The sequence below is a fragment of the Coprococcus sp. AF19-8AC genome, from assembly GCF_003603115.1.
GTDB lineage: Bacteria > Bacillota > Clostridia > Lachnospirales > Lachnospiraceae > Coprococcus > Coprococcus aceti.
In genome coordinates this window covers 494,222-519,036 of the sequence record NZ_QTMI01000001.1, presented here as the reverse complement: position 1 = coordinate 519,036, position 24,815 = coordinate 494,222, and the positions used below count along the sequence as shown (strand labels likewise).

22 protein-coding genes and 1 tRNA gene are annotated in these 24,815 nt (G+C 44.2%); 4 read left to right on the top strand and 19 right to left on the bottom strand.

Going from position 1 to position 24,815, the window contains the following annotated elements; all coding sequences use genetic code 11:
* Positions 1–113 precede the first annotated feature (113 nt).
* Positions 114–1,358 carry an aspartate aminotransferase family protein gene (locus tag DWX57_RS02360; protein WP_117548834.1) on the bottom strand — a complete coding sequence of 415 codons (1,245 nt, stop codon included), beginning with the start codon at positions 1,356–1,358 and terminating at the stop codon, positions 114–116.
* A gap of 53 nt (positions 1,359–1,411) precedes the next feature.
* Positions 1,412–2,809, bottom strand: a complete 1,398-nt coding sequence (locus DWX57_RS02355) for a glycine--tRNA ligase (protein WP_118016614.1) — start codon at positions 2,807–2,809, stop codon at positions 1,412–1,414.
* A 341-nt stretch (positions 2,810–3,150) separates the two neighbouring features.
* Here DWX57_RS02355 and pdxR point away from each other — a divergent pair, with 341 nt between their 5' ends.
* Positions 3,151–4,557 carry a MocR-like pyridoxine biosynthesis transcription factor PdxR gene (pdxR, locus tag DWX57_RS02350; RefSeq protein ID WP_120122962.1) on the top strand — a complete coding sequence of 469 codons (1,407 nt, stop codon included), beginning with the start codon at positions 3,151–3,153 and terminating at the stop codon, positions 4,555–4,557.
* Positions 4,558–4,647: 90 nt separating this feature from the next.
* Here pdxR and recO read toward each other — a convergent pair whose 3' ends face one another.
* The 8 genes from recO to DWX57_RS02310 form a co-directional block, all read right to left on the bottom strand.
* Positions 4,648–5,391 (bottom strand): DNA repair protein RecO, encoded by a 744-nt coding sequence (gene recO, locus DWX57_RS02345; RefSeq protein WP_117548832.1) that lies wholly within the window; start codon positions 5,389–5,391, stop codon positions 4,648–4,650.
* A gap of 97 nt (positions 5,392–5,488) precedes the next feature.
* A complete protein-coding gene (gene era / locus DWX57_RS02340; RefSeq protein WP_015534137.1) occupies positions 5,489–6,388 on the bottom strand; it encodes a GTPase Era in 900 nt (299 codons plus the stop codon).
* Positions 6,389–6,528: 140 nt separating this feature from the next.
* Positions 6,529–9,438, bottom strand: coding sequence for an insulinase family protein (locus DWX57_RS02335; protein WP_120122961.1), 2,910 nt, complete (start codon positions 9,436–9,438; stop codon positions 6,529–6,531).
* 108 nt (positions 9,439–9,546) lie between these two features.
* The gene (locus DWX57_RS02330) at positions 9,547–10,050 is read right to left on the bottom strand and encodes a cytidine deaminase (protein WP_118016618.1); all 504 of its coding nucleotides are present in this window, start codon (positions 10,048–10,050) and stop codon (positions 9,547–9,549) included.
* Between the two features lie 185 nt (positions 10,051–10,235).
* A complete protein-coding gene (locus tag DWX57_RS14510; protein WP_270227137.1) occupies positions 10,236–10,913 on the bottom strand; it encodes a DUF4190 domain-containing protein in 678 nt (225 codons plus the stop codon).
* Positions 10,914–11,077: 164 nt separating this feature from the next.
* A complete protein-coding gene (gene groL / locus DWX57_RS02320) occupies positions 11,078–12,709 on the bottom strand; it encodes a chaperonin GroEL (RefSeq protein WP_117548828.1) in 1,632 nt (543 codons plus the stop codon).
* An 89-nt stretch (positions 12,710–12,798) separates the two neighbouring features.
* Complete coding sequence (locus DWX57_RS02315) at positions 12,799–13,086, bottom strand: co-chaperone GroES (protein WP_015534141.1); 288 nt, start codon at positions 13,084–13,086, stop codon at positions 12,799–12,801.
* Positions 13,087–13,254: 168 nt separating this feature from the next.
* Positions 13,255–14,130: a DNA-3-methyladenine glycosylase family protein gene (locus DWX57_RS02310; RefSeq protein ID WP_118016620.1), complete on the bottom strand. Its 876-nt coding sequence runs from the start codon at positions 14,128–14,130 to the stop codon at positions 13,255–13,257.
* A gap of 147 nt (positions 14,131–14,277) precedes the next feature.
* Here DWX57_RS02310 and DWX57_RS02305 point away from each other — a divergent pair, with 147 nt between their 5' ends.
* Positions 14,278–14,997, top strand: a complete 720-nt coding sequence (locus tag DWX57_RS02305; RefSeq protein WP_117548826.1) for a DUF6062 family protein — start codon at positions 14,278–14,280, stop codon at positions 14,995–14,997.
* Positions 14,998–15,051: 54 nt separating this feature from the next.
* Here DWX57_RS02305 and DWX57_RS02300 read toward each other — a convergent pair whose 3' ends face one another.
* Both DWX57_RS02300 and DWX57_RS02295 read right to left on the bottom strand, forming a co-directional pair.
* Positions 15,052–15,699 carry a hypothetical protein gene (locus DWX57_RS02300; RefSeq protein WP_120122960.1) on the bottom strand — a complete coding sequence of 216 codons (648 nt, stop codon included), beginning with the start codon at positions 15,697–15,699 and terminating at the stop codon, positions 15,052–15,054.
* Between the two features lie 96 nt (positions 15,700–15,795).
* Positions 15,796–17,472 (bottom strand): glutamine--tRNA ligase/YqeY domain fusion protein, encoded by a 1,677-nt coding sequence (locus tag DWX57_RS02295; protein WP_055144198.1) that lies wholly within the window; start codon positions 17,470–17,472, stop codon positions 15,796–15,798.
* Positions 17,473–17,673: 201 nt separating this feature from the next.
* On the opposite strand from DWX57_RS02295, the gene DWX57_RS02290 reads away from it, so the two are divergent.
* Positions 17,674–17,746: transfer RNA gene (locus DWX57_RS02290), tRNA-Thr, on the top strand.
* Between the two features lie 279 nt (positions 17,747–18,025).
* On the opposite strand, the gene DWX57_RS02285 is transcribed toward DWX57_RS02290, so the two are convergent.
* The 4 genes from DWX57_RS02285 to cysS are packed head-to-tail and all read right to left on the bottom strand — an operon-like array spanning position 18,026 to position 21,333.
* The gene (locus DWX57_RS02285) at positions 18,026–18,616 is read right to left on the bottom strand and encodes a sigma-70 family RNA polymerase sigma factor (RefSeq protein WP_117548824.1); all 591 of its coding nucleotides are present in this window, start codon (positions 18,614–18,616) and stop codon (positions 18,026–18,028) included.
* A gap of 11 nt (positions 18,617–18,627) precedes the next feature.
* The gene (gene rlmB / locus DWX57_RS02280; RefSeq protein ID WP_015534148.1) at positions 18,628–19,410 is read right to left on the bottom strand and encodes a 23S rRNA (guanosine(2251)-2'-O)-methyltransferase RlmB; all 783 of its coding nucleotides are present in this window, start codon (positions 19,408–19,410) and stop codon (positions 18,628–18,630) included.
* On the bottom strand, positions 19,400–19,957 hold the full coding sequence (locus DWX57_RS02275) for a Mini-ribonuclease 3 (RefSeq protein ID WP_015534149.1): 558 nt from the start codon (positions 19,955–19,957) through the stop codon (positions 19,400–19,402). Before DWX57_RS02275 ends, rlmB begins: the two co-directional genes overlap by 11 nt.
* Entirely contained in the window at positions 19,942–21,333 is a 1,392-nt protein-coding gene (gene cysS / locus DWX57_RS02270) for a cysteine--tRNA ligase (protein WP_120122959.1), read from the bottom strand. Before cysS ends, DWX57_RS02275 begins: the two co-directional genes overlap by 16 nt.
* Positions 21,334–21,609: 276 nt before the next feature.
* Between cysS and DWX57_RS02265 the strand changes: the two genes are divergently transcribed.
* Complete coding sequence (locus tag DWX57_RS02265; protein WP_015534151.1) at positions 21,610–21,912, top strand: DUF1292 domain-containing protein; 303 nt, start codon at positions 21,610–21,612, stop codon at positions 21,910–21,912.
* Positions 21,913–21,923: 11 nt separating this feature from the next.
* Here DWX57_RS02265 and DWX57_RS02260 read toward each other — a convergent pair whose 3' ends face one another.
* The 3 genes from DWX57_RS02260 to DWX57_RS02250 form a co-directional block, all read right to left on the bottom strand.
* A complete protein-coding gene (locus tag DWX57_RS02260) occupies positions 21,924–23,921 on the bottom strand; it encodes an ATP-dependent helicase (protein WP_120122958.1) in 1,998 nt (665 codons plus the stop codon).
* 96 nt (positions 23,922–24,017) lie between these two features.
* A complete protein-coding gene (locus DWX57_RS02255) occupies positions 24,018–24,521 on the bottom strand; it encodes an SEC-C metal-binding domain-containing protein (RefSeq protein ID WP_055144187.1) in 504 nt (167 codons plus the stop codon).
* A gap of 80 nt (positions 24,522–24,601) precedes the next feature.
* On the bottom strand, positions 24,602–24,814 hold the full coding sequence (locus DWX57_RS02250; protein ID WP_015534154.1) for a hypothetical protein: 213 nt from the start codon (positions 24,812–24,814) through the stop codon (positions 24,602–24,604).
* Position 24,815: the final 1 nt, after the last annotated feature.

The window sequence follows — 24,815 nt, the reverse complement described above, 5'->3', positions numbered from 1 at the left end:
CTCCGCAGCCTATGCTTTACTTTATATCATGTCGCCTGCAGGCTCCATGTGGATATTCACATTATACCAGTCCTGCACAAGTGCGGCTGTCACAATGCACATTTTATTACAACTTACTCGCCGTCAATAGCTTCCTTAAGAATATCAAGACCAGCAATAAGATCCTCATCTGAGATGATAAGTGGTGGCATGATCTTGATGACCGCGTTGTCACGGCCAGCTCTCTCTATTACAAGACCCTTCTTGAAAGCTCTTGCTGTGATGGCACCTGCTGTTGCATCGTCCTTAACCTCTACGCCCCAGAGGAGTCCGATACCACGTGTTGCAATTACATTTGGATCGCCGTCTATATTCTTCTCAAGATACTCTCTAACTATCTCGCCCTTACGTCTTGTCTCTGCCTCGATGTTGTTGTCAAGCATGAACTCAAGTCCTGCCTTTGCAGCTACCATTGAGAGCTGTATTCCACGGAATGTACCCGAATGCTCACCCGGCTTCCAGAGATCATACTCCGGCTTGAACATTGCAAGTCCCATTGGGAATGGGTATCCGCCGATTGACTTTGAAAGTGAGAACATATCAGGCTTGATTCCTGCTCTCTCAAATGAGAAGAATGTACCTGTTCTTGCACAACCAACCTGTACGTCATCAACAACCATAAGGATGTCGTTCTTATCACAGAACTCTCGGAGTGCCTTGAGGTACTCTACTGAGAATACATTTACACCACCATCTGCCTGTACTGTCTCGATAAAGATTGCTGCAGGCTTCTCAACACCTGAGTGATCGTCATCAAGAAGTGTCTGCATAAACTTGATCGTATCAAGCTCTGGGAACATGTATGGAGCTGGAATGTGATATACGTTGTCAAGACCAACGCCTGCTCCAGCACGGCTTGCCGCATCACTTGTAAGTGAGATTGAGCCGAGTGTCATACCATGGAAGCATCCCATGTATGCCCAGATCATCTCTCTCTTCTTAACCTTACGCGCAAGCTTTAAGAGTGACTCAACGGCATTTGTTCCTGTAGGACCTGCAAACATGATCTTATAATCAAGTCCTCTCGGCTCAAGAACCTTCTTTTCGAAGAATTCGATGAATTCAGCTTTTGGTGCTGTCATCATGTCAAGAGAATGCATGATTCCATCGCTCTGGATGTAATCGATAACCTTCTCCTTTATATAATCATTGTTATGACCATAGTTCAATGCGCCTGCTCCTGCAAAGAAGTCTATATACTCCTTACCATTCTCGTCATACATCTTGGCTCCCTTGGCCTTTGTAAATATCTCTGGGAAACTTCTGCTGTACGATCTTACATTTGCCTCGTATTCTGAAAATAACTCTTTACTATGCATCTTAATGCCTCCTGTAATTCAGTGTCCCGTATTATCTCCGGTCACACCATCAATTAATATTCAAATTTCTTCTCAAAGTAAGCCTTCAGATCTTCAATCTTGACTCTCTCCTGCTCCATGGTATCTCTGTCACGAACTGTGACTGCTCCATCCTCAACAGAATCGAAATCATATGTTACACAGAACGGTGTTCCTATCTCATCCTGTCTTCTATATCTCTTACCTATGTTGCCTCTGTCATCGAACTCACAGTTATAGTACTTTGAAAGCTCTGCATAAATCTTCTCTGCACCCTCGTTGAGCTTCTTGGAAAGTGGAAGCACACCGATCTTAACCGGTGCAAGCTGTGGGTGGAAATGAAGGACTGTACGGATGTCTGGCTTCTCCTCTGTTCCGATGTTCTCCTCGTCATATGCAGCACACAGGAATGCCAGTGTAACACGGTCAGCACCAAGTGATGGCTCGATTACATATGGAATGTACTTCTCCTTTGTCTCGTCATCGAAGTACTCCATGGACTCTCCTGATGTATTCTGGTGCTGTGTCAGATCGTAATCTGTTCTGTCAGCGATTCCCCAGAGCTCACCCCATCCAAATGGGAATAAATACTCGATATCTGTTGTTCCCTTGGAGTAGAAACACAGCTCCTCAGGTGAATGGTCACGGGCTCTCATCTCATCATCCTTGATTCCGAGATCCTTGAGCCAGTTGATACAAAAGCTTCTCCAGTACTCAAACCACTCCATATCTGTACCCGGCTTACAGAAGAACTCAAGCTCCATCTGCTCGAACTCTCTTGTTCTGAATGTGAAGTTACCAGGTGTTATCTCATTTCTAAATGACTTTCCTATCTGGCCAATTCCAAATGGAACCTTCTTTCTTGAAGTTCTCTGTACATTCTTGAAGTTGACAAATATACCCTGTGCAGTCTCCGGTCTCAGGTATACAGTGTTCTTGGCATCCTCAGTTACACCCTGGAATGTCTTGAACATAAGGTTGAACTGTCTGATGCCTGTGAAGTTATGCTTACCACATGTTGGACAGCAGATATTGTTCTTCTCAACGTACTCTTCCATCTGCTCGTTGCTCCATCCGTCTACCGCGCCCTCTGGAACAACTCCGTTTTCAGCCATAAAGTCCTCTATAAGTTTATCTGCACGGAATCTCTCATGACACTCTTTGCAATCCATAAGAGGATCAGCAAATCCTCCAAGGTGGCCTGAAGCAACCCATGTCTGTGGGTTCATAAGGATAGCACAGTCAACTCCTACATTGTAAGGGTTCTCCTGGATGAATTTCTTCCACCATGCTTTCTTTACGTTGTTCTTGAGTTCAACTCCGAGATTACCATAGTCCCATGTATTTGCGAGACCACCGTAAATCTCTGAACCTGGATAAACAAATCCTCTGCTCTTTGCCAATGCAACGATCTTGTCTAATGTCTTTTCCATCGTAATCCTCCAAATCATATTCGAATTTGCATTTTTTTCGCTCTATCCGCCTTATTTTATACTCATTCAAATATTTTTGCAAGGTTCACGGCATATTTTGTAATATTATTTATAGAAAGCTACTATAATTTGTGCCGCCAGACATCCCCTGATGACTTCTTCTTATTGCTTACTCGTTATGACTCTTGTATAATAGCATCAGATTGGCTCTTTCAAAAGTTCCAATTTTAAGTATTTTTATAGTACCAATTCACAATAAACGAACAAATCAAGTCATAAGCAGATATCCAATGATACGATGCATTTTTTAGCACTGATAATAGGCGGGAAAGGAAGACAAAATGATATCAATAAATAAGGCCTCCAGTAAGTCTCTATATGAACAATTATATGAACAAATGAAATCCGAGATACTTAATGAGCACTATGCTGCAGGTGAAAAGCTCCCTGCAACAAGGCAGCTCGCCGCCGAACATAAGCTGAGCCGCAACACAGTAGTATCTGCTTACAACCAGCTTGAACTTGAAGGATATATACGCTCCGTGACAGGCTCCGGCTACTACGTTGAGAACATCACTGCATTTACCCCGGACAGAAAAACAAGACAAAGCCACAATATACAACATTCTTGCAGGCAGGCTGGAAAGACATTTGACTACACATTAAGCTACGGCAATCTGGACTATAACTGCTATCACTCCAGGGCCTGGCGCAAATGCCTTATGAACGCCTGGGACATGATATCCATGGCCGATACCGCCTCCTACCAGATGTCGCAAGGAAGCTACACCCTCCGCAGTCTTATCACCGAATATCTGTACATGTCCAGGGGTGTCAACTGCACTCCTGAGCAGATCATCCTCACAAGCGGACACCAGAGATCCATAGACATAATCACCCATATATTCAGTCCGTCAGACTATTCATTTGCCATAGAGGACCCTGGCTACAACGGAACATGGGAGATCGTCAGCCAGAGTCCTTTCAGGATCATTCCAATACCGCTTGAGGACGACGGTGTGTCCATAGAACACATCCAGCGTCTCAGGGACACTCTGCTGTATGTAACGCCATCCCACCAGTTTCCGATGGGAAGCATACTACCGATAAGTAAGAGACTGGAGCTCATAGAGTGGGCGGCTCAATCTGGAAGTTATATCATCGAGGATGATTACGACAGCGAACTCAGATACCAGAGCAGACCGATCCCATCCCTGCAGTCCATCGATAACAGTGATCACACTATATATCTCGGTACATTTTCCAAATCCATGTCACCGGATCTTCGAATATCATATATGGTGCTTCCTGCAGATCTGATGAAGGCATATGAATCCAGATATTCACACACCAACTGCACAGTTCCAACGGTTCTGCAGCTTGCACTTATTGAATTTATACAGAGTGGTAATTATCAACGCCACATAGGCGCCATGAAGAATCACTATAAAAAGAAGCATGATTATATATTGAATTATGTGAAACAGAATCTTGAAGATGATGTGATCATGTATGGTGCCGGAGCCGGTCTCCACTTTGTGGCAGAGGTTAAGAACTCAAAGCTTACACAGACAGAGCTCATATCAACTTTTGAGCAGAAAGGCATACGAATCTTCTCCACCGAACCATTCTGGATAAGGAAAAATCTCTGTCCGGAGAACCAGCTCCTGTTTGGTTTCAGTGCTATACCGTACGAAAAGCTTCCCGGTGCTATGGATACATTTTCCAAAATAATACACACTCTTTAATATTGACATCTTCAGGCCGGCTATTAACAAAAAGAAGAGAATCTTACTTATTGTGATGTGATTCTCTTCTTTTCCTATAATTACATTATGTCACGGCAATGAGTCTATGATCTCCACCGACTTGAACTTTCTGTCCACATACATATCCATAAACTGCTTTGACACAAGCTGTATCTCCGCCAGTACAGGATCAGACACATTGAAGTTGTACATCTTGCCAAGTGGCGCACCATTTATGTACTGTATCGTGTATACTGCATCGTCTGACAGATGAAGTGGATGCTTTGCCCTGCCTCTGCATCCATCGCAGAGAAGTCCACCCGATGCTGCATCGAATACATTTGACACCTCAGCCTTGCCACATACCGGACAGTGGAAGCTCTGTATCCCCTGTCCGAACACATCCATAAGCTTTATCTCGTACACGCACCTGATGAGCTTTGCCGGCATCTGCCCTTTCTCAAGAGCTTTCAAGCTAACGTATAACAGATTGAGATAATCTGCTGCCCTGTCACCCTCATGGGTCATGAATCCCATGACCTCACAGAAGTACGATGCATAGCAATACGCGTCTATGTCCATGGTGAGCTTGTGAAAATATTCGTCAACATCTATATTCACAAGCCTGTATGAATCCCGCCCCGGGATCAATGTAAAACTTCCCATGACAAACATCTGTGTCTTGGACTGGAGCGGATTCGTTCCTCTCCTCACACCTGTTGCAAATACTGTGATCCTGCCCCGTTCTTTGGTGAGGACCACCATTCTCCTGTCATATTCGCTCTGGAGGCTGCTGGACAGTACAATTCCATGCAATGTTACTTCTTCTCTCAATTGTATATCCACCTCCATAACAAATTTAACATGACAAGATCGGCAAACTGTGCACTGCCCGCAGCGACTGCACATTCACCGATCCTGTTTGCACACACTACTCGTCTCTAAACCCAAAGTTCCTTAGCAATGTATCTGTATCTCTCCAGTCCTTCTTGACCTTTACCCAAAGCTTCAGATTGACCTTGGTGTCGAGAAGTCTCTCTATTCCATATCTCGCATGAGTACCGATCTTCTTCAGCATGACGCCCTGCTTTCCTATGATGATTCCCTTGTGAGAATCCCTCTCACATATGATAGTGGCATCAATATCGATCAGTCCGCCATCTGGTCTCTCCTTCATGGAGTCAATGACCACCGCAATTCCGTGAGGAACCTCCTTGTCAAGCTGACGAAGTGCCTGCTCTCTGATAAGTTCGGCAACGATCTGTCTCTCCGGCTGGTCAGTGATCGTATCCTCATCGTAATACTGCGGTCCGTACGGAAGATACTTCATGATGGTATCTATAAGCTCATCCGTATTCTTGCCCTTGAGGGCTGACACAGGAACTATCTCCGCAAAATCACAGGCATCCTTGTAGGTATTTATCGCCTCAAATACCTTGCTCTCCTCCACATTATCTATCTTGTTCACAACCACAATGATCGGAGTCTTCACATGCTGGAGCTGCTCTATAATGTAACGCTCTCCCGCACCGATAAATGTTGTGGCCTCAACTATCCAGAGAACCACATCGACCTCATCCAGTGTACTCTCGGCAACCTTGAGCATGTACTCTCCAAGCTTGTTCTTCGCCCTGTTGATTCCCGGTGTATCCAGGAAAATGATCTGTCCCTTATCACTTGTGTACACAGTCTGTATCCTGTTTCTTGTTGTCTGTGCCTTGTTGCTTGTTATCGCTATCTTCTGTCCTATCAGTCTGTTCATAAGTGTCGACTTTCCAACGTTTGGTCTGCCTATGATGGACACGAAGCCTGATTTGTATTCTTTATTCATATATCTCCTTCATCCTGCATGCGAAAGCTAACCTACGCATACGCATCTAGCTTTACTATGTCATGACCCTAATTCGCCGCTCGCAAGTCATGCAAGCACGCCCACTCACTTGCGCTCATTATATCGACTGTCGGCTATACCTAGAAAATTGCAAGTACATCCTTGAAGTTGTCCTTATTCTCCTCTATCCTGCTCTCACCGCCGATGGCACAGATGATTCCTGAATCTGTAACAGCCTTTACGAGTGGAGCAAGAGCTCTGATGGCATCTCTGTCTGTGGAGAGGATCTTGTCTCGCTCGCTCTGAATCTGCTCATCTGTAACACCCATAAAGTATCTCGCCATGTGGCTTATGCCCTCTGCTACAGGTGTTGTAGGTGCATCTATCTGAGCCATGGTTCCAATGATATACTTTGTCATATCCCTGTCTGAGCACTCAAAGTTCTCCACGAACTTATACGCATTCTTGAATATGTCATATGTCTCCATGAGGTTTGGATCCCTGTATGAACTCATATAACATGTTCCATTCCTTAGGAATGAGCACATGGCACCATATGCGCCGCCCTTCACACGGACATTCTCCCACAGATAACCATATGAGAATATGATCTTGAGAACGCTCAGTGAGCTGTCGTACTTGTAACCGGCATCCTCAAAATTACCCGCTATAGCAACATACTGAACCTGGCTTGCAGTCTTGAAGCCCTCATTCTTAAGCTCCTTCTCAAATACTTTCACATCCTTATGTGCAGGTCTTGTGGAGAGTGCCATGCCAAAGTCGGCAAATGATTCCTCAAGCAGATCTGTCACATCCTCATCTCCTGTATATGAAACCGTAAGCGCACCCTTTCTGAGGACCTCTGCAAGAGCATACTGAAGCTTCTCAATGAAGTCGTCATACTTCTCGTCGAAGTGATCCACTATGTCGCACAGGAATTCATAATAAGCAATTCCACATGTCTCATCCGTGAATCTTGCCCCCTCATCTATATATGACATGGCTCTTGTGTATGCGGTCACATGGCCGGAAGCAGCCATGCCATTCTTCATGCTCGACTTCTCCTCCGTCAGGAGCTCCTTCAGTCTCTTCCTGTCATCAATCTTAGACGAGAACAGTATCTCCTTCATGAGCTCTACAGCATACGGAAGCTTCTCATAGAGCGCCTTCATTGATACATAGAAAAACTTCTTGATATCAGTGTCGCTGGCATATCCAACCATGTCAAACTCTATTCCGCCGATATTGCTGTCTATCTCATTTGAGAGCTGTCCATAGGTGTGCTTCTCTGTATCAATATATTTGAACAAACATGTCAGTGTAGCAAGGTATGGCACAAGGTCATTATCTATATCGTTGATGTTGAAATAGAATCTCAGATATCCTATACCATTTGTAAATATATCGTGGCTTACAACCGGAAGTCCGCCGATCTCAGACTCAACATTCTTGAGCTTCTCAGCCTCTTTGTCAATGTCATCTATCGCCAGAAGCGGAACCTTGGCAAGATCCTCTGCGGATGAAGGAGTCGCCTGATACTCCTTGAGCGCCTTTGTATCCTCCACGATCTTCTCAAGCTCCTCACGGCTGAGCGTAGCCTTGTATGCAGCAAGCTCATCAGCGATCTTCTTCTCATTCTCCTGATCAAGGCCTTTCTTTGGATTCATAGTGAGATACAGACCAAATGTATTATCTATAAAACATTCCTTTATAAGCTGCTCAAAGTATCCGTTCTGAAGATCCTCTCTCAGCTCCTTGTACACATCATTCATCTCGAAGAACATGAGTGCTTTGGTGTCGTCATACAGCCAACTGTTGAACGCATCCAGTCCGTACATGAGTCCCTTAGGAAACCTTCCAAAGTTGGCCTCCTTGTGCTTGAACTCAAACTTGTTGATTGCTGCCTCAATAGCTGCTTTATCTACACCATGGCTGAGCTCTTCAAATGTGTCATCTATAACCTTTATAAATCTGTCCTTGTCATTCTTATCAGCGCCTCTTGCTATGATGGAGAATGTGGTCTGCTGACAGCCATTGTCAAATGAGCTGTAGACCTCCTCACCTATTCCCGCATCAGTCAGTGCTTTCTTCAAAACCGCACCCGGCGCATCCATGAGTACGTACTCAAGTATTTCAAGGGCTGTAACCTTCTTCTTCTCGGTGCTGAGTCCTGTTATCTTGCTGTATGTGAGTATGGAATTGTTCTCCTCAGGATCAGTGTCAGCTATGGAGTAATCCATGGTGATGTCCTTCATCTCATCAAATGGCTTCTGAAGAGGTATCGCTGAATCAATCTCCTTGTAATCGTAATGTGACAGATACTCCTCATCTATAAACTCCAGCTCCTTTGCCATATCACAGTCGCCGTACAGATAGATATAACTGTTCGATGGATGATAATACGTCCTGTGGAAGTCCCTGAATCTCTCAAGGGTAAGTGTAGGTATAAACTCTGGATTACCGCCTGAATCATTGCCGTATGGAGTGTCCGGCATGAGCGATGACTCTATACCCCTGTACATAATAGACTCAGGACTTGAATACACGCCCTTCATCTCATTGTACACAACTCCGTTATACTTCAGATCTCCATCCACAGAGTCAAGCTCATAATGCCAGCCCTCCTGCTTCATGATCTCATCATGTATATAAATATCCGGATAGAACACAGCATCCAGATACACACTCATGATATTCTCGAAATCCTTCTGATTGAAGCTCGCTATAGGGTATACCGTCTTGTCCGAATATGTCATGGCATTCAGGAAGGTATTCAGTGAGCCCTTTGCCAGCTCGACAAATGGATCCTTGACCGGATACTTCTTTGAACCACAGAGCACTGAATGCTCGATTATGTGAGGTATTCCTGAATCGTCATATGGAGGTGTTCTAAAGCCTATATTGAACACCTTGTTCACATCGTCATTCTCAATGATGAGAACCCTTGCCTTTGTCTTTATATGCTCCAGCACATAGCCCTTGCCATGTACCTCCGGGAGATCCTTCTCCTCAACTATTCTGTAAGCCTTTACATCCTTGATATTTCCCAATTCATATTCTCCTTCTATATCTTTTTTATATCATTATATATTTTTTCGATATACGCTTTTATATCGCCATGAATTTGCGTGATGACATGCACACATCAGCGTACTTCATTATTCCATCTGTCCGGCACCAAATGAAGCTGGTAGAAACTCTGACAATCTTCTCATGTCGTAATCATCCTCTGATCGTGCTGCGATAACATACATATCCGCAGAAAATTCTGAGAGCACCTGTCTGCATATCCCACATGGATATGTTATTCCGTTTATCCCTGTACTATTCAGGCCACCGACAATAGCAATCGCTTTGAAATCTTTATAGCCACTGCTCACTGCATTGCACACCGCCGCGCGCTCTGCGCATATGGTTGCACCGTATGAGGAGTTCTCTATATTACAGCCTGTAAATACCCTGTATCCGTTCGCGTTTTTATCGTTGTTGTCCGATTCTCCGCCAACACATTCCGCTTCATCCGAATAATTCTCACGACCTGCCAGGAGTGCTGCTCCGACCTTAAACTGTGAATACCTGGCATATGCCCTCTCTCTTGCCTCCAACGCCTTCACGATAAGACGCTTGATGTCTGTATCTCCAATAATATAATCATTCTCCATAATTACATATCCTCCATACTGATATCTTCGCACTCTCATAATAATAACACTAACAGGCCTTTAGATTCAATCACCCACACAGTATTAAACGTTCAAATATTATCAGCTTGACACACATGACAAGAGGCCGCCTGAAATCCGGCGACCTCTCCAGTCCTTATCTGTATTCAGATGTACGACTTTTCTTAATAGCTTCCTGACTGTATCTGTCTGAGTATTTCATCCACCATATCCTGATATGTGTCCGATGTAAGAACCAGGATAATACAGAACACCAGGAACACAAGTGCTATTGCGCTCATTATAATTCCTGCGATAGCCATTCCCTTGCCAGGCTTCTTATCCTTAAGACTTATGATACCTGTTATCAGTCCCGCAATGGCTGTGGCAATTCCCACATATGTGATACAACATCCAAATGTAAGTGAGAAAATACCAAGCACCATAGATGCTATGGATACACCCTTGCTCTCCTGTGGCATGTTGTTCTGTGGATATGCAGGGCCCCCACCCATGTTCAGATTCTGATTCGCATAATTCTGTCCGTATGGATCTCCCGGCTGTCCATAGCCCTGTCCATACTGTCCATTTGGCTGGCCGTACTGCCCATAGTTCTGATCGTACTGTCCATTCGGCTGTCCATAATTCTGATCATACTGTCCACCCGGCTGACCATAATTCTGTCCATACTGGCCACCTGGCTGACCATAGTTCTGATCGTTCTGTCCATACTGAGGCGCACCTTCATATGGATTCTGCTGTCCCACCTGTCCGTTGTCTTCTGTTGGCTGATAGCCACCAAAGCTGTTGTTATCTTCTCCCATCTCTTCCTGCCTTTCTTTTATAACTTTTTTATAACCCATACTTTCCCTTAGTCGAAAAATATCTGTTTTGATTATCTCACACATGCCGATTAGTGTCAATTAACCTGTATAAAAAAGAAACACACCACCCGGTTACGGATGATGTGATCTTTTTTTATTTTAGTCATTGCATTTTACTGCGAAATCGTGTCAGACTCTATTCCTTAGAAGCCCATTCCGCCGCCCATTCCTGCTCCGCCTGCCGGCATTGCTGGAGTATCTTCCTTGATATCAGCTACAACTGACTCTGTTGTAAGCATTGTTGAAGCAACTGATGTAGCATTCTGAAGTGCACTTCTTGTAACCTTAACAGGATCGATGATTCCTGCCTCGATCATGTTGACATATGTCTCATTGTACGCATCAAATCCGACACCAACCTCAGACTCTTTGATCTTGTTGATGATGACTGATCCCTCAAGTCCTGCATTTGCTGCGATGTGGAACAGTGGAGCCTCCATAGCCTTGAGAACCACCTTAGCACCTGTCTTCTCGTCACCCTCAAGATTCTTTACAAGCTCTGCAACCTTCTTTGCAGCGTGGATGTATGCTGAACCACCACCTGAGATGATTCCCTCTTCAACTGCTGCTCTTGTGGCATTGAGGGCATCCTCCATACGGAGCTTAGCTTCCTTCATCTCTGTCTCTGTAGCTGCACCAACTCTGATAACTGCAACACCACCGGCAAGCTTTGCAAGTCTCTCCTGAAGCTTCTCCTTGTCGAACTCTGATGTTGTCTCCTCAAGCTGAGCCTTGATGACATTTACACGGCCTGCGATATCTTCCTTAGCGCCCATGCCGTCAACGATAACTGTGTTCTCCTTTGTGATCTTAGCGCTCTTTGCACGGCCAAGGTCATCAAGAGTAGCATCCTTGAGCTCGTATCCAAGCTCCTCAGATATAACCTTACCGCCTGTAAGAATAGCGATATCCTGAAGCATCTCTTTTCTTCTGTCGCCATAACCAGGAGCCTTTACAGCTACTACCTGGAATGTACCACGCAGCTTGTTGACGATAAGTGTTGTGAGAGCCTCGCCCTCGATATCCTCAGCGATGATCAGTAGCTTTGAACCGCTCTGAACGATCTGCTCAAGAAGTGGAAGGATCTCCTGAATATTTGAGATCTTCTTATCTGTAATAAGTATATATGGGTTATCAAGCTCTGCAACCATCTTCTCCATATCTGTTGCCATGTAAGCTGAAATATAACCTCTGTCGAACTGCATACCTTCTACAAGGTCAAGCTCTGTCTTCATTGACTTTGACTCTTCGATTGTGATGACTCCATCCTTTGACACTTTCTCCATAGCGTCGGCAACCATCTGTCCAACCTCATCGTCACCAGCTGAGATAGATGCAACTCTTGCGATCTGATCCTTTCCACTGATAGTCTCACTCATATCAAGAATAGCCTCAACTGCCTTGTCGCAAGCCTTCTTCATTCCCTTTCTGAGAACGATAGGATTAGCACCTGCTGCCAGATTCTTCATTCCTTCATTGATCATAGCCTGTGCAAGAACTGTAGCTGTTGTAGTACCATCACCTGCAACATCGTTTGTCTTTGTTGCAACTTCCTTGACGATCTGAGCACCCATGTTCTCAAATGCATCCTCAAGCTCTATGTCCTTTGCTATTGTAACACCATCATTTGTGATGAGTGGTGAACCGTATGACTTTGCAAGTACAACGTTTCTTCCTTTAGGTCCAAGTGTAACTCTTACTGTATCTGCTAACTGATTAACTCCTGCCTCAAGTGCCTTTCTAGCCTCAGCACCGTACTTAATTTCCTTTGCCATTTCTATCTACCTCCATGTTATATTACATATATTATCCATATATCATCCGCATATGTCTCACGCAGCTCACGCTGTCTGGATATATGCTTTTACTTCTCAACAATTGCAAGGATGCTGTCCTGCTTGATAACTATGTACTCTTCGTCGTCAAGCTTAACCTCTGAACCAGCGAACTTCTGATATATAACTGTATCTCCAACCTTAACGTCCATAGGAACCAGCTTGCCATCAACAACTGCTCCAGGGCCAACCTCTATAACCTCTGCATACTGTGGCTTCTCCTTTGCCTGGCCTGGTAAAACGATTCCTGACTTTGTTGTCTCCTCTGCTACTGACTGCTTTAATACTACTCTGTCTCCAAGTGGTCTTAACTTCATGATATATACCTCCTGATTTATTTTTATTATATTTCTGATTCTTGTTTTTAGCACTCAATTTATGTGAGTGCTAACACTGTTTTATATTCTATCCATTTCTATAAAAAAATCAACCCTTATTTTCTAAAAAATATATAAAAATATGTCTGTCATCTACCGTAATACATATCACTTAAAAAGATTCGTTCTTGCATAGTCAAACAGATACTGCTGCGCATATCCCCCGAGATTTCCGAACTTTTTCACGGCAAATGCCTCTATCTCCGGCTTTTTTGTGTCCTTGCCATCAAAGTACATGCTCTCCATGATCCTCTTCATCCACACATCCACAGGGAAAGCCTCACGTCTTCCAAGTCCAAAGAGCAGGACACAGTTTGCAACCTTCTCCCCTACTCCCTTGATCGTCATGAGAAGTTCCCTTGCATGTTCTATGTCAAGTGCATCAAGCTTCTCCTTTGTGACATTTCCCGAGTACACCGCCTCCGTCGCATTCATTATGTATGGAGCACGGAATCCGACCTTGCACTCCCTGAGCTCATCCTCTGTGACCTCATGAAGTCTGTCTACATCAGGAAACACATAAAATGCCTCGCCATTATATCCTATGACCTCATCACCAAATCTATGCGATATATTTTTCACACACTGTTTTATCTGAGGGATATTCTTGTTCTGGGATATGATAAATGATATAAGCGTCTCAAAGAAGTCCTGATTGAGTATACGTATTCCATCCTTCTCATTCACAGCCGTCTGAAGTGCGCTGTCCGCCTTTATGACACTCTCCTTGATGAGCCCGTAATCGTTGTCCATATCCAGATAAGGACGCCATATTCCTTCATAATCTTCCATGGATGAACCATATATCCTGAGCACGCCGCCTGACTGTTCCATCTTCACAGCCCTGCCAAATGCTATGACCTCATACACTTCATCATCAAGCTTGTCAAAATGAAAGCACTGACCACACTCAAGTATCTGAGAAAGTCTGAAATCCTTCACTCCGTCTACCGTAACTATATTGCCATCACAACTTACATTCATCTTCCGTACACCTGCCATTTCATATTTGTATAATTGTGCTTTTTGTCTTATAAATTTCTCCAGGCTATTGTATAATACCTGTATATTATTTTCAATGTCACATAAGCAGTGTGGCAAAAACTGACACTATCACAAACAGGAGGATCTATGGCTGAACAGATATACACTATACCAGTAAACGATGCATTTGACAGCGGCTGCGAATGCCCTATGTGCCAGATGCAGAAGGATCTTGAACGAAATGCAATTGAATATACGATGGGGCCAAGCTACATGGAGGACGACAACCGTGCCATGACTGACAAGCTTGGTTTTTGCAGTCATCATCTGAGAATGCTCTATCAGGAAAAGAATCGTCTGGGTCTGGCACTCATGATGAACACCCATATGAATAAGACTATACAAGATATGAGGGCGCTGGCTGCCAAAGGTCCCGCCGCCAAAGCCGGTCTGTTCGGCAAGAACACGCCAAATGCACCTGTTGTCGATTATATAGAGAATATGGAGAAAAGCTGCTTCATTTGTGGACGTATGGATGACATGTTCGTACGTTATGTAGACACTATCTTCCATATGTGGAAAAGAGATTCCAAGTTCAGGGACAAATTTGCTACGAGCAAAGGCTTCTGTACATACCACTACGGAATACTGTACAAGACAGGCCAGAACAAACTGAGCAAGGAACAGTATGCGCAGTTCATCGAAATCCTCAACAAGGTATACTTTGACAATATGGAACGTGTCAATGGTGACCTGAGCTGGTTCATAGACAAGTTTGACTACAGATACAAGAACGAGCCATGGAAGAATTCCAAGGACGCCCTCCCGAGAGGGATCATCAAGATTGGCCACACATTTGTAGAATAATAAACACATGACAATAAATAAAAGCCGCCTTACATATCTGTAAAGCGGCTTATTTTAACTGACTCTCCATGCAATGAGACCATCCGGAAGCGCCGGCTTTATCATGCCAGGCCTGCTGCCTGTGTTCTCTATGCCATGAGCCTGTCTCATTCTCTCATGGAGATATGCTCTGTATTCTGTGAGAAGCCCGGTAAATATCGGTCTGAGCTCAGGGCACCTTCTGAAATCCCCCGGCTTGACAAGTCCCGGTTTCTTGTGGAATATATCCACACCGGCATTTTTCAACACCGATGCCACGAACTGTGAACAGAAGAAATTGTATTCCCTCTCATACGCAAGATGGAAAAATACGCTGAATACACCCATGAAGTTATATCCGTATCTGTCCGGATGCTTCTTGAATCTGGCGAGCTCCTGCTGTATCCTGTCATACTGCTTACTCGTGACCTTCAGCTCATACACAGCGCATCTGGTTCCCTTGTGCTTTCCAAATATTCCCTTTTCTATGTTCTCACTGATAAATCCACTGTTAAATGGATTGTATACACCTTTCCTTGCAAAACTGTACATCTCATCAAGACTTATGTCCAGTGCCAGAGATGTGTGACAATACGGCTCTCTGGTCATAAGCTTTATGAGATTTGAAGGAACTGTTTTTGTCTTTGACAAAAGTATGTATACCTTCTTACTCTCATCTTTCATATTTTTGTTTCCAATCACCTATTTTGATGTACGCATATCCCCCCACAGGATAAGCGCCAATCCCTACATCATAAATTATAAACGCATCCCCGGTAATTACTTGCCCGGCTTGTAAGAACTCTTGAGTGACACGATCCTGTTGTATACAGGATGCTCCGCTGTAGAATCCTTTGAGTCAACACAGAAGAAACCATTTCTCAGGAACTGGAATGCCTCTCCCGGCTGAGCCTCCTCAAATGCCTTCTCAAGCTTACATCCCTGTTTGATAACAAGTGAGTTTGGATTGAGATTCAATGTACCATCGTCGTTGAGCTTCCCCTTCTCCTCATCGATGATATTCTCATACAGACGAACCTCTGCATCTATTGCGCTCTCTGCCGATACCCAGTGAATGGTTCCCTTGACCTTGCGTCCCTCAAAGCCTGAACCGCTTCTTGTCTCTGGGTCATATGTACAATGTACTGTTGTGACATTGCCGTCCTCGTCCTTCTCAAATCCCACGCACTTTACGAAATATGCATTCTTAAGACGAACCTCGTTGCCAGGGAACAGTCTGAAATACTTCTTAGGAGGCTCCTCCATGAAGTCCTCTCTCTCTATATACAGATACTTGCTGAATGCTACCTTTCTGCTTCCGAGCTCCTCGTTCTCCTGATTGTTCTCGACATCGAGGTACTCAACCTGATCCTCAGGATAGTTGTCGATGACAAGCTTTACAGGATCAACAACTGCCATGTATCTCTTGGCTGTGAGCTTCAGGTCGTCTCTCACGCAATACTCAAGCATAGCGTAATCAACAGACGACTGGCTCTTGGATATTCCAACCAGCTCCATGAACTTCTTAATAGCTGATGGTGTGAAGCCTCTTCTTCTGAGGGCTGCAATACTTACAAGACGTGGGTCATCCCATCCGTCTACTATTCCGTCCTCGACAAGCTTCTTGATGTATCTCTTACCTGTTATGACATTTGTCAGGTAAAGCTTTGCGAACTCTATCTGCTTTGGTGTGCCCTCAGGTGAATCCTTGTAACCGAGCTCCATAACCACCCAGTCATACAGAGGTCTGTGATCCTCAAACTCAAGTGTACATATAGAATGTGTAACACCCTCGATGGCATCCTCGATAGGATGTGCAAAGTCATACATAGGGTAAATGCACCACTTGTCACCTGTGTTGTGGTGGTTCATTCTCGCTATTCTGTAGATAATAGGATCTCTCATGTTGATGTTAGGGCTTGCCATATCTATCTTTGCACGGAGTACCTTACTTCCGTCAGGGAACTCACCGTTCTTCATTCTCTCGAACAGATCAAGATTCTCCTCTATGCTTCTGTCTCTGTATGGGCTGTTCTTGCCCGGCTCAGTGAGAGTTCCTCTGTACTCTCTGATTTCATCTGCTGTGAGGTCACACACATATGCCTTGCCCTTCTTGATGAGCTTTATGGCAGCCTCGTACATCTGGTCAAAGTAATTTGATGCAAAGAACACTCTGTCTCCAAAGTCTGCTCCCAGCCACTTGACATCTGCAAGTATTGACTCTACGAACTCTGTCTTCTCCTTTGTAGGGTTGGTATCGTCAAATCTGAGATTAAACTGTCCGCCATACTGCTGTGCCAGTCCGTAATTCAAAAGTATTGACTTGGCATGTCCTATATGTAAATATCCATTTGGCTCTGGTGGGAATCTGGTAACGATCTTCGGCACCTTACCCTCTGCGATATCTTTCTCAATTATCTGTTCAATGAAATTCTTACCTGTCATCTCTTCAGCCATTTCCAAACTGCCTCCCGCTTTTTTTGATAATTCTAAATGTCTGCAACCGAATTTGCACACGATTACAGTTAGTTTACCATACTTTTACTGCTTGTACCACAATTATCTTTTGATTTGTCATTATTTTTCGCACAAATGTAAATATTTTACTTGATTTTTGATGTCCATTTTGTTATAGTTATTATTGCTTTTGAAAAGCAAGCTACTATAGCTCAGGTGGTAGAGCGCAACATTGGTAATGTTGAGGTCACGGGTCCGACTCCCGTTAGTAGCTTTTATTTTTTTGTCCGTATTTACGCCGCCCTGAGCGGCTTTATTTTTATCCACCGCAGACCGGATCACTTACTTTCCGCCCGCAGTCTCAGCTTCATATATTCCATCAGCCCACTTCTTATTCCACTCACTCATGACATCGTTACCTTTTTTAGCTTTGCTCTCCGCTCTCATGTCACCACTCCTTAATCTGATGATTAGCTAATTTTTTGCAAAAAAGGAAGCGGCACTATGCCGCTTCCTGTCTTTGATTAAACAACTTAAAATTTTATTATTCTAATTACACATCCCTGAGCTTAGCTCTGATCCTCTGAACCGCATTGTCTATGGATTTTGCCGGTTTGCAGAGTCTCTCCCCTATCACTTCATAAGAAGCGCCTGTTAGATATTCGTCAAGAACATGCTTCTCAAACTTAGAAAGCTTACTGTCGATGAGCTTTATAAGATCTGACTCACGCAGCTTCGCCATCATGATATCCTCAGGATTAGTTATGACACCCGAATCTATCTCATCAAGCGGGCTGGAGTAATCTCCCCCGCCATCGCCATAGATCGATATATAGTAGTTCAACGGTCCGTTTTTCTTGTTGTTTGAATTGTTCACCGCGGTAATGAGCTGCCTTCTCACGCACATGAACGCAAAGGTCTTGAATGTCGCGCCCTTGTCAGGTCTGTAATTATTCACAGCCTTGACCAGTCCGATCATGCCCTCCTGTATAAGATCCTCCTCATCAGCACCTATGATATAAAGGCTTCTGCTCTGTCCCGTTATCATTGGGCCATAGCGCTTGATAAGTGTCTCCATAGCATCGTTATCCTTTTGTTCATTTATAAGCTCCAGCAGTTCATTATCTGATAATTCCGAATACATATACTCTACCTTTACTTGTTCATCCTCTGTCTTACGACCTCATAAGCCAGAACTCCGGCAGCAACTGACGCGTTGAGTGAGTCTATGTCTCCCTTCATAGGAACAGATACGACATAATCACACTTCTCCTTGACCAGTCTGCTGACGCCGCTTCCCTCATTACCTATGACAAGTCCAAGGGAACCTGTGAGGTTACACTTGTACATGAGTTCTCCGTCCATATCCGCACAGGCGAACCACATGCCTCTATCTTTCAGCTCCTCTATGGTCTTGCTGATATTTGTCACCTTTGCAACAGGTGTATAATTGATAGCTCCCGCTGATGCCTTTACAACTGTAGCTGTGATTCCGACTGCACGCCTCTTAGGTATGATCACACCGTGGGCACCACAGAGATTCGCTGTTCTGATGATCGCACCAAGATTGTGTGGATCCTCTATCTCATCAAGTATGAAGAAAAATGGATCCTCTCCTCTGCTCTCAGCCAGTGCAAACATATCCTCTATCTCTGCGTACTTATATGCCGCTGCATGTGCAATCACTCCCTGATGCTTGCCAGCCTGTGACATCTGGTTTAACTTTTCCTTTGAGAGGTAGTTTATCACTGTATCCTGCTTCTTCGCCTCCCTGACTATGCTGTTCACGATTCCATCCCTGCATCCGTCAAGGACATACAGCTTATCTATGGTCTTGCCTGATCTGAAAGCCTCGAGGACTGCATTTCTTCCCTCTATGACAAATGCTTCCTCATCGCTCTCTGTCTTAATGTTATTCTCAAATTCTCTATTCTGCATCTTTTTCTCCATCTGTACTCTCTGTACTCTTTTCAAGTGTTGAGGTATCCTCTATTGTATCTTCCTGTGCTGCTTTGCCCGGATCCTTGTGCTGCTGTTCTGCCCTGTCCGTTTCAACTGGATCATGGTTCAGTATGATCCTCGTGATCTCAAACATCCTGTCATACTGCTTATCAAGATACAGAAAGCCTATAAGGCACTCAAAGCCCGTTGCCATTCGGTACTGTCCCACAGTCGCATTCTTGGCTGTTGAATGAGTCTTGGTGTTCCTGCCTCTCTTGTATATCCATTCTTCCTCCTCGGTGAGCAGTCCGTTGTCCAGAAGATACATTATATATCCCGCCTGAGCCTCCGCCTTCACAAGCTGGCTCACCTCTTTGTGGTATTTGTATGCCTGCTTGTTATCCTTTGTGACAGCAAGGGTCTTTATGAGAAGATCAAACACGCTGTCACCTATATATGCAAGTGAAAGCGGTGAATACTCCCTTGGATTAGTGTATGTCACCCCGAGTATCTCAGTAAAGTAACTGTCTATGCTCTTTTCCATTTTACGCCCTCTCTGGTATCCTCAAGGATAATTCCCATATCACTGAGCTGGTCACGGATCTCATCTGCCCTAGCAAAGTTCTTTGCCCTTCTTGCAGCCTGTCTCTCCTCAATAAGAGCCTCTATATCTGAATCAAGTATCTCTTCCTTCTTCTCTGTGATGATTCCAAGTATGTCGCAGAGCTTTGTCACTGTATTGAGCACAAGCTCCACAGTAGACTTTGTTGAATCCTCTGTCACATTTACATTTGCATATTTTACGAGCTCAAATATAACTGAGATCGCATCTGCAGTGTTGAGGTCGTCATCCATGGCTGCCTCGTATTTCTTCACAAATGCATCCATCTCGTCTGCAACTGCCTTATCTACTTCTCCTTCTGTTCCGCTTATAGACTTCAGTCTGTCAACTGCTGTAAGGATTCTCTCAAGGCCGTTCTTTGAAGCCTCAACAAGGTCTGCTGAGAAGTTGAGCGGACTTCTATAATGGGCTGACAGCATGAAGAATCTGATGACCTGAAGAGGGTACTTCTCTGCTATCTCTCTGACTGTGAAGAAGTTGCCAAGTGACTTGGACATCTTCTCATTGTTGATCTTGAGGAAGCCGTTGTGCATCCAGTATCTTGCGAACTCTGTGCCATTTGCAGCCTCACTCTGTGCTATCTCGTTCTCATGGTGTGGGAATATAAGATCCTCTCCACCCGCATGTATATCTATTACATCTCCGATATATTTCTTGGACATAACCGAGCACTCAAGATGCCAGCCTGGTCTTCCATCGCCCCATGGTGATGGCCATGATGGCTCACCCTCCTTCTTTGGCTTCCAGAGAACGAAATCAAGCGGATCCTCTTTCTCATCAACACCTGATACAAGAAGGTCTCTGTTACCTGAACGGAGGTCATCGATATTTTTCTTGGACAGCTTGCCGTAGTCCTTGAACTTTCTGGTTCTGAAGTATACGGTTCCATTCACCTCGTAAGCGTATCCCTTCTCTATAAGAGTCTTTACCATCTCAATCATATCCGGTATCTCTTCTGTTGCCTTTGGATGTGTTGTCGCCTCACGCACATTGAGAGCCGCCATATCCTTCTTGACCTCTGCGATATATCTCTCTGATATAACGCTGGCATCCACCCCCTCCTCATTTGCACGCTTTATGATCTTGTCATCGACATCAGTAAAATTCGATACATAATTGACATCATAGCCCTTGTACTCCAGATATCTTCTGAGCGTATCAAATACTATCATTGGTCTGGCATTTCCTATATGGATATAATCATATACAGTAGGACCACATACATATATTCCCACCTTACCCTCGTTGATAGGCACAAACTCTTCTTTTCTTCTTGTGAGCGTGTTTAAAATCTTCATAAATATAATGTCCTTTCTATATTGGTCGATAATATATCTGTAAGCAAACAAAAAACTTCGTCCCAATATACATATGATATGCATATAGAGACGAAGTATTATCTCCGCGGTTCCACTCTGATTGTATTAAATACTACAATTCCTGTTCTTCGCCTTTTGTGTCTAGTATATGTGCGGGTGCAGGCTTTGTCAATAATTTCATTTTATAATTGTACTGGACATAGCACCAATTATTTACTAGAATAAACTGAATAAAACAATCAGGAGGATACCTATATGTCAGATATAAACAATAACGAAACCGACGAAATGGATATCGAGATGATCGATATAACATACGAGGATGGAACATCCTGCACATGTGAGATCATTGCCAAATTCGAGGTAAATGACATCTCTTATGCCGCTCTGCTTCCTGCAGATGACGAGGATGCCGATATCATCGTGTACAGATACAGCGAGCAAGGAGACGATGTCACCCTCGACGAGATCACCGACGAGGCTGAGTTCAACGATGTCGCTGACGCCCTCGACGAGATCCTGGACGATCTGGAATTCAATTCAGATGACGAGGAATAATATCCGTACATCTATGCGTTTTCTATAAGCTCGTTATTTATCGTGTATTCAAGGCTGAGCGTCTTTGTTTCATGTATATCATCGAAGTGGACACACAGCTTTCTGTCATCTACATATGTGATGACTCCACGTCCATACCGCTTGTGGATTATGGTGTTTCCTGTTTTTATCAGAGACCTGTCCACAAGCATTTCCTGGACAAATCTCGAGGTCACCGCTTTTCTTCCATACATTTTCTGGGGAACATACACATACAGTCCATACTTAGCCCTCGTGACTGCCACATAGAACAGCCTGCGTTCCTCCTCTATATTTCCATCTCCAACCGATTTCTTATGAGGCGTTATGTCCTCAACAGCATCCATTATGAATACATATGAATACTCAAGTCCCTTTGAACAGTGCATAGTCGAAAGTGTGACTGTATCACCCGCCACACTGCCCTGCCTGCTCTGCTCTCTGAGCTGTTTTGTGTATTCGTCTATATACTCCATCCAGCCGTCGAAGCTCAGGAAGTCTTTTGCACTGTCCTGTATCTCCTCCAGGATATCAATATAATCATCCTCACTCACGCCCCTGTACTCAGCATATTCCCTCACATACGCATCCAGTCCAACCGCTTTCCTTATATAATTCACAGCCGCGTACGGTGCAAGTCTGCTTATCCTCTCCAGATCGTTCTCAAGGACATTTATGTTGTTGACTATCCTATACTTATCCTTATAATTCTGCCTCAGCTCCTCAAAGTTCACCACCGGCGAATCAAATGCATCCCTGCTTATATACCTGTTCGGCTTATTGATGATCCTGAGGACCGTTCTCCTGTCCCTGCTGCCCCTTGCAAGCCTTATATAGTCAAATATGTTCTCAGCTAGGAAGTGCGTGAAGATATTTGGTATGTTATCCTTCATCAAAAATGGTATGCCATTTTCCATGAGCTTTGAAGCCAGCGCCCTCGGCTCGGTATTCGTCCTGAATATGATCGCCATTTCACGGTATGGAATACCAGCCCGGTTAAGCTCTGTTATCCTGTCTATGATCTTCTTATTCTGCTCCGTCATGCTGTCCGTCTTAACTATATGGACTCTGTCGCTCTGTCCCGCGGCAAATGCCGACCTGAGCTGCTTCTCATATCTGTCCCGGTTGTTCTGTATTATCCGCTTCGAGCACTCAACTATATCGTAGCTGCAGCGGTAATTGACATTCAGGTATTCTATGACCGTACCATGGAAATCCTCCGGGAACTTTTTCATTATAGCCGGAGCAGCCCCCCTGAAGCCATACACCGACTGATCATCGTCACCCACGGAAAATACGTTCTGGCTCTCTCCGGCCAGCAGCTTCACAATGTCATACTGGATCATATTTATATCCTGGAACTCATCTATGAGTATGTACCGAAACTTGTTCTGCCACATCTTAAGTATGTCTGGTCTCTCCGACAATAGCTCATATGTGAACACCAGCATATCGTCAAAATCTATCTTCCCGCATCTTCTCAGGAAATTCTCATACTCATCGTACACAACTTGGAAATCCTCAGGCTTCATCGTTGTGCTCTCATAGTTCTCAAGACTCACTCTCCCGCTCTTGACATTGCCTATCTCCCCGACAACATTCTTGGCAAAATCCTCCTGACTGTCATACCTAAAGCCGTGCCTGTCTATGCTGTCCCTTATGACTCCATACTTTTCTGAATCCGTAACGATATTCGCCGCTGTGTAATTATATGCATTTCTGAGCATCCAGAAAAATACAGAGTGAAACGTGCCAAAGGTTACCCCGCGGACGCCCGGACACAGTTCCTGAAACCGCCCCTTCATCTCATTTGCCGCAGCCTTCGTGAAGGTTATGACCAGAATATTGTCAGGTCTCACACCATGTTCTTCTGTAATGTATTTTATCCTGTGGGTGATGACCGTAGTCTTACCTGAACCAGGCCCCGCTAGCAACAGCATCGGCCCATCGCAGTGTCTCACCGCTCTCTTCTGGGATTCATTAAATTCCATCTGTATATCCTTTCACGCAAATATAAAAGGCGGTCAAAAGTTTACCCTTTAACCGCCTTCTCATATCTGCCAGTTATATCAGCATGATATATATCATTACTTACCGCAGCACTTCTTGTACTTAAGTCCGCTTCCACATGGACATGGATCGTTTCTTCCAACCTTTGGTGCCTTGATGATAGTCTTAGATGACTTCTGTATCTTGTAGAGCTCGTCTCTCTTTGCCTTGGAGAATATTCCATCCCACTGAGGAAGAGTGTAAAGCCACTCTGCATTGCACTCAACCATGTTCATATAAAGCTTCTCATAATCTATAGGAAGCTTAACCTCTGAGTCCTCTGTCACATCATCAAGATTGTTTGATTCTGCAAGACTGTCATCTATTCCGTCGAGGAATCCGATCATATACTGAATAGTGAGTCCGTACTTCTCAGCAAGCTCTTTTACAGTTCCATGTACAGGGTCCGCAAGAGGATTAGCAAGAAGCTGCTCATATACGCCCTTCTCTGCCTGGAAATAACTAACCCAGAATTCCTTTCCCTCAGGTGTTCTGTCATCTAATCCGTATGCGTAATCACGCCATTCTTTTAATAAACTCATTTCATCTACCTCTTAAGTATTTTTTGAACTTTAAAGAGTATATCAAATTATGTAATTTTTTTCAACATATTTGTACTGTTCTACTTGTTCTGATCTCTCATATCTTCGCCCTTGCGTCTGAGCACCCTGGCGATGAGCCATATTCCCCAGCACACAACAGGAATGACCACATCAAGGAATATCATACCCATCAGATTATCACTTCCGGTTATTCCCATTATAAATGTCGCAACATACATTCCGATGAGCACAAGTACAAGCACTATAGCTCCAATTCTCTTCAATATATCCATA

What these genes read in the sequence shown, in the direction of transcription:
- DWX57_RS02305 (WP_117548826.1), top strand. Translation starts at nt 14,278, where the DNA reads ATGGCTGAACAGATATACACTATACCAGTAAACGATGCATTTGACAGC.
- DWX57_RS02355 (WP_118016614.1), bottom strand. Translation starts at nt 2,809, where the DNA reads ATGGAAAAGACATTAGACAAGATCGTTGCATTGGCAAAGAGCAGAGGA.
- DWX57_RS02255 (WP_055144187.1), bottom strand. Translation starts at nt 24,521, where the DNA reads ATGAGTTTATTAAAAGAATGGCGTGATTACGCATACGGATTAGATGAC.
- DWX57_RS02275 (WP_015534149.1), bottom strand. Translation starts at nt 19,957, where the DNA reads ATGGAAAAGAGCATAGACAGTTACTTTACTGAGATACTCGGGGTGACA.
- DWX57_RS02265 (WP_015534151.1), top strand. Translation starts at nt 21,610, where the DNA reads ATGTCAGATATAAACAATAACGAAACCGACGAAATGGATATCGAGATG.
- DWX57_RS02285 (WP_117548824.1), bottom strand. Translation starts at nt 18,616, where the DNA reads ATGTATTCGGAATTATCAGATAATGAACTGCTGGAGCTTATAAATGAA.
- DWX57_RS14510 (WP_270227137.1), bottom strand. Translation starts at nt 10,913, where the DNA reads ATGGGTTATAAAAAAGTTATAAAAGAAAGGCAGGAAGAGATGGGAGAA.
- rlmB (WP_015534148.1), bottom strand. Translation starts at nt 19,410, where the DNA reads ATGCAGAATAGAGAATTTGAGAATAACATTAAGACAGAGAGCGATGAG.
- DWX57_RS02315 (WP_015534141.1), bottom strand. Translation starts at nt 13,086, where the DNA reads ATGAAGTTAAGACCACTTGGAGACAGAGTAGTATTAAAGCAGTCAGTA.
- groL (WP_117548828.1), bottom strand. Translation starts at nt 12,709, where the DNA reads ATGGCAAAGGAAATTAAGTACGGTGCTGAGGCTAGAAAGGCACTTGAG.
- DWX57_RS02295 (WP_055144198.1), bottom strand. Translation starts at nt 17,472, where the DNA reads ATGGCTGAAGAGATGACAGGTAAGAATTTCATTGAACAGATAATTGAG.
- DWX57_RS02260 (WP_120122958.1), bottom strand. Translation starts at nt 23,921, where the DNA reads ATGGAATTTAATGAATCCCAGAAGAGAGCGGTGAGACACTGCGATGGG.
- cysS (WP_120122959.1), bottom strand. Translation starts at nt 21,333, where the DNA reads ATGAAGATTTTAAACACGCTCACAAGAAGAAAAGAAGAGTTTGTGCCT.
- pdxR (WP_120122962.1), top strand. Translation starts at nt 3,151, where the DNA reads ATGATATCAATAAATAAGGCCTCCAGTAAGTCTCTATATGAACAATTA.
- DWX57_RS02360 (WP_117548834.1), bottom strand. Translation starts at nt 1,358, where the DNA reads ATGCATAGTAAAGAGTTATTTTCAGAATACGAGGCAAATGTAAGATCG.
- DWX57_RS02330 (WP_118016618.1), bottom strand. Translation starts at nt 10,050, where the DNA reads ATGGAGAATGATTATATTATTGGAGATACAGACATCAAGCGTCTTATC.
- DWX57_RS02250 (WP_015534154.1), bottom strand. Translation starts at nt 24,814, where the DNA reads ATGGATATATTGAAGAGAATTGGAGCTATAGTGCTTGTACTTGTGCTC.
- era (WP_015534137.1), bottom strand. Translation starts at nt 6,388, where the DNA reads ATGAATAAAGAATACAAATCAGGCTTCGTGTCCATCATAGGCAGACCA.
- DWX57_RS02310 (WP_118016620.1), bottom strand. Translation starts at nt 14,130, where the DNA reads ATGAATGTAAGTTGTGATGGCAATATAGTTACGGTAGACGGAGTGAAG.
- DWX57_RS02300 (WP_120122960.1), bottom strand. Translation starts at nt 15,699, where the DNA reads ATGAAAGATGAGAGTAAGAAGGTATACATACTTTTGTCAAAGACAAAA.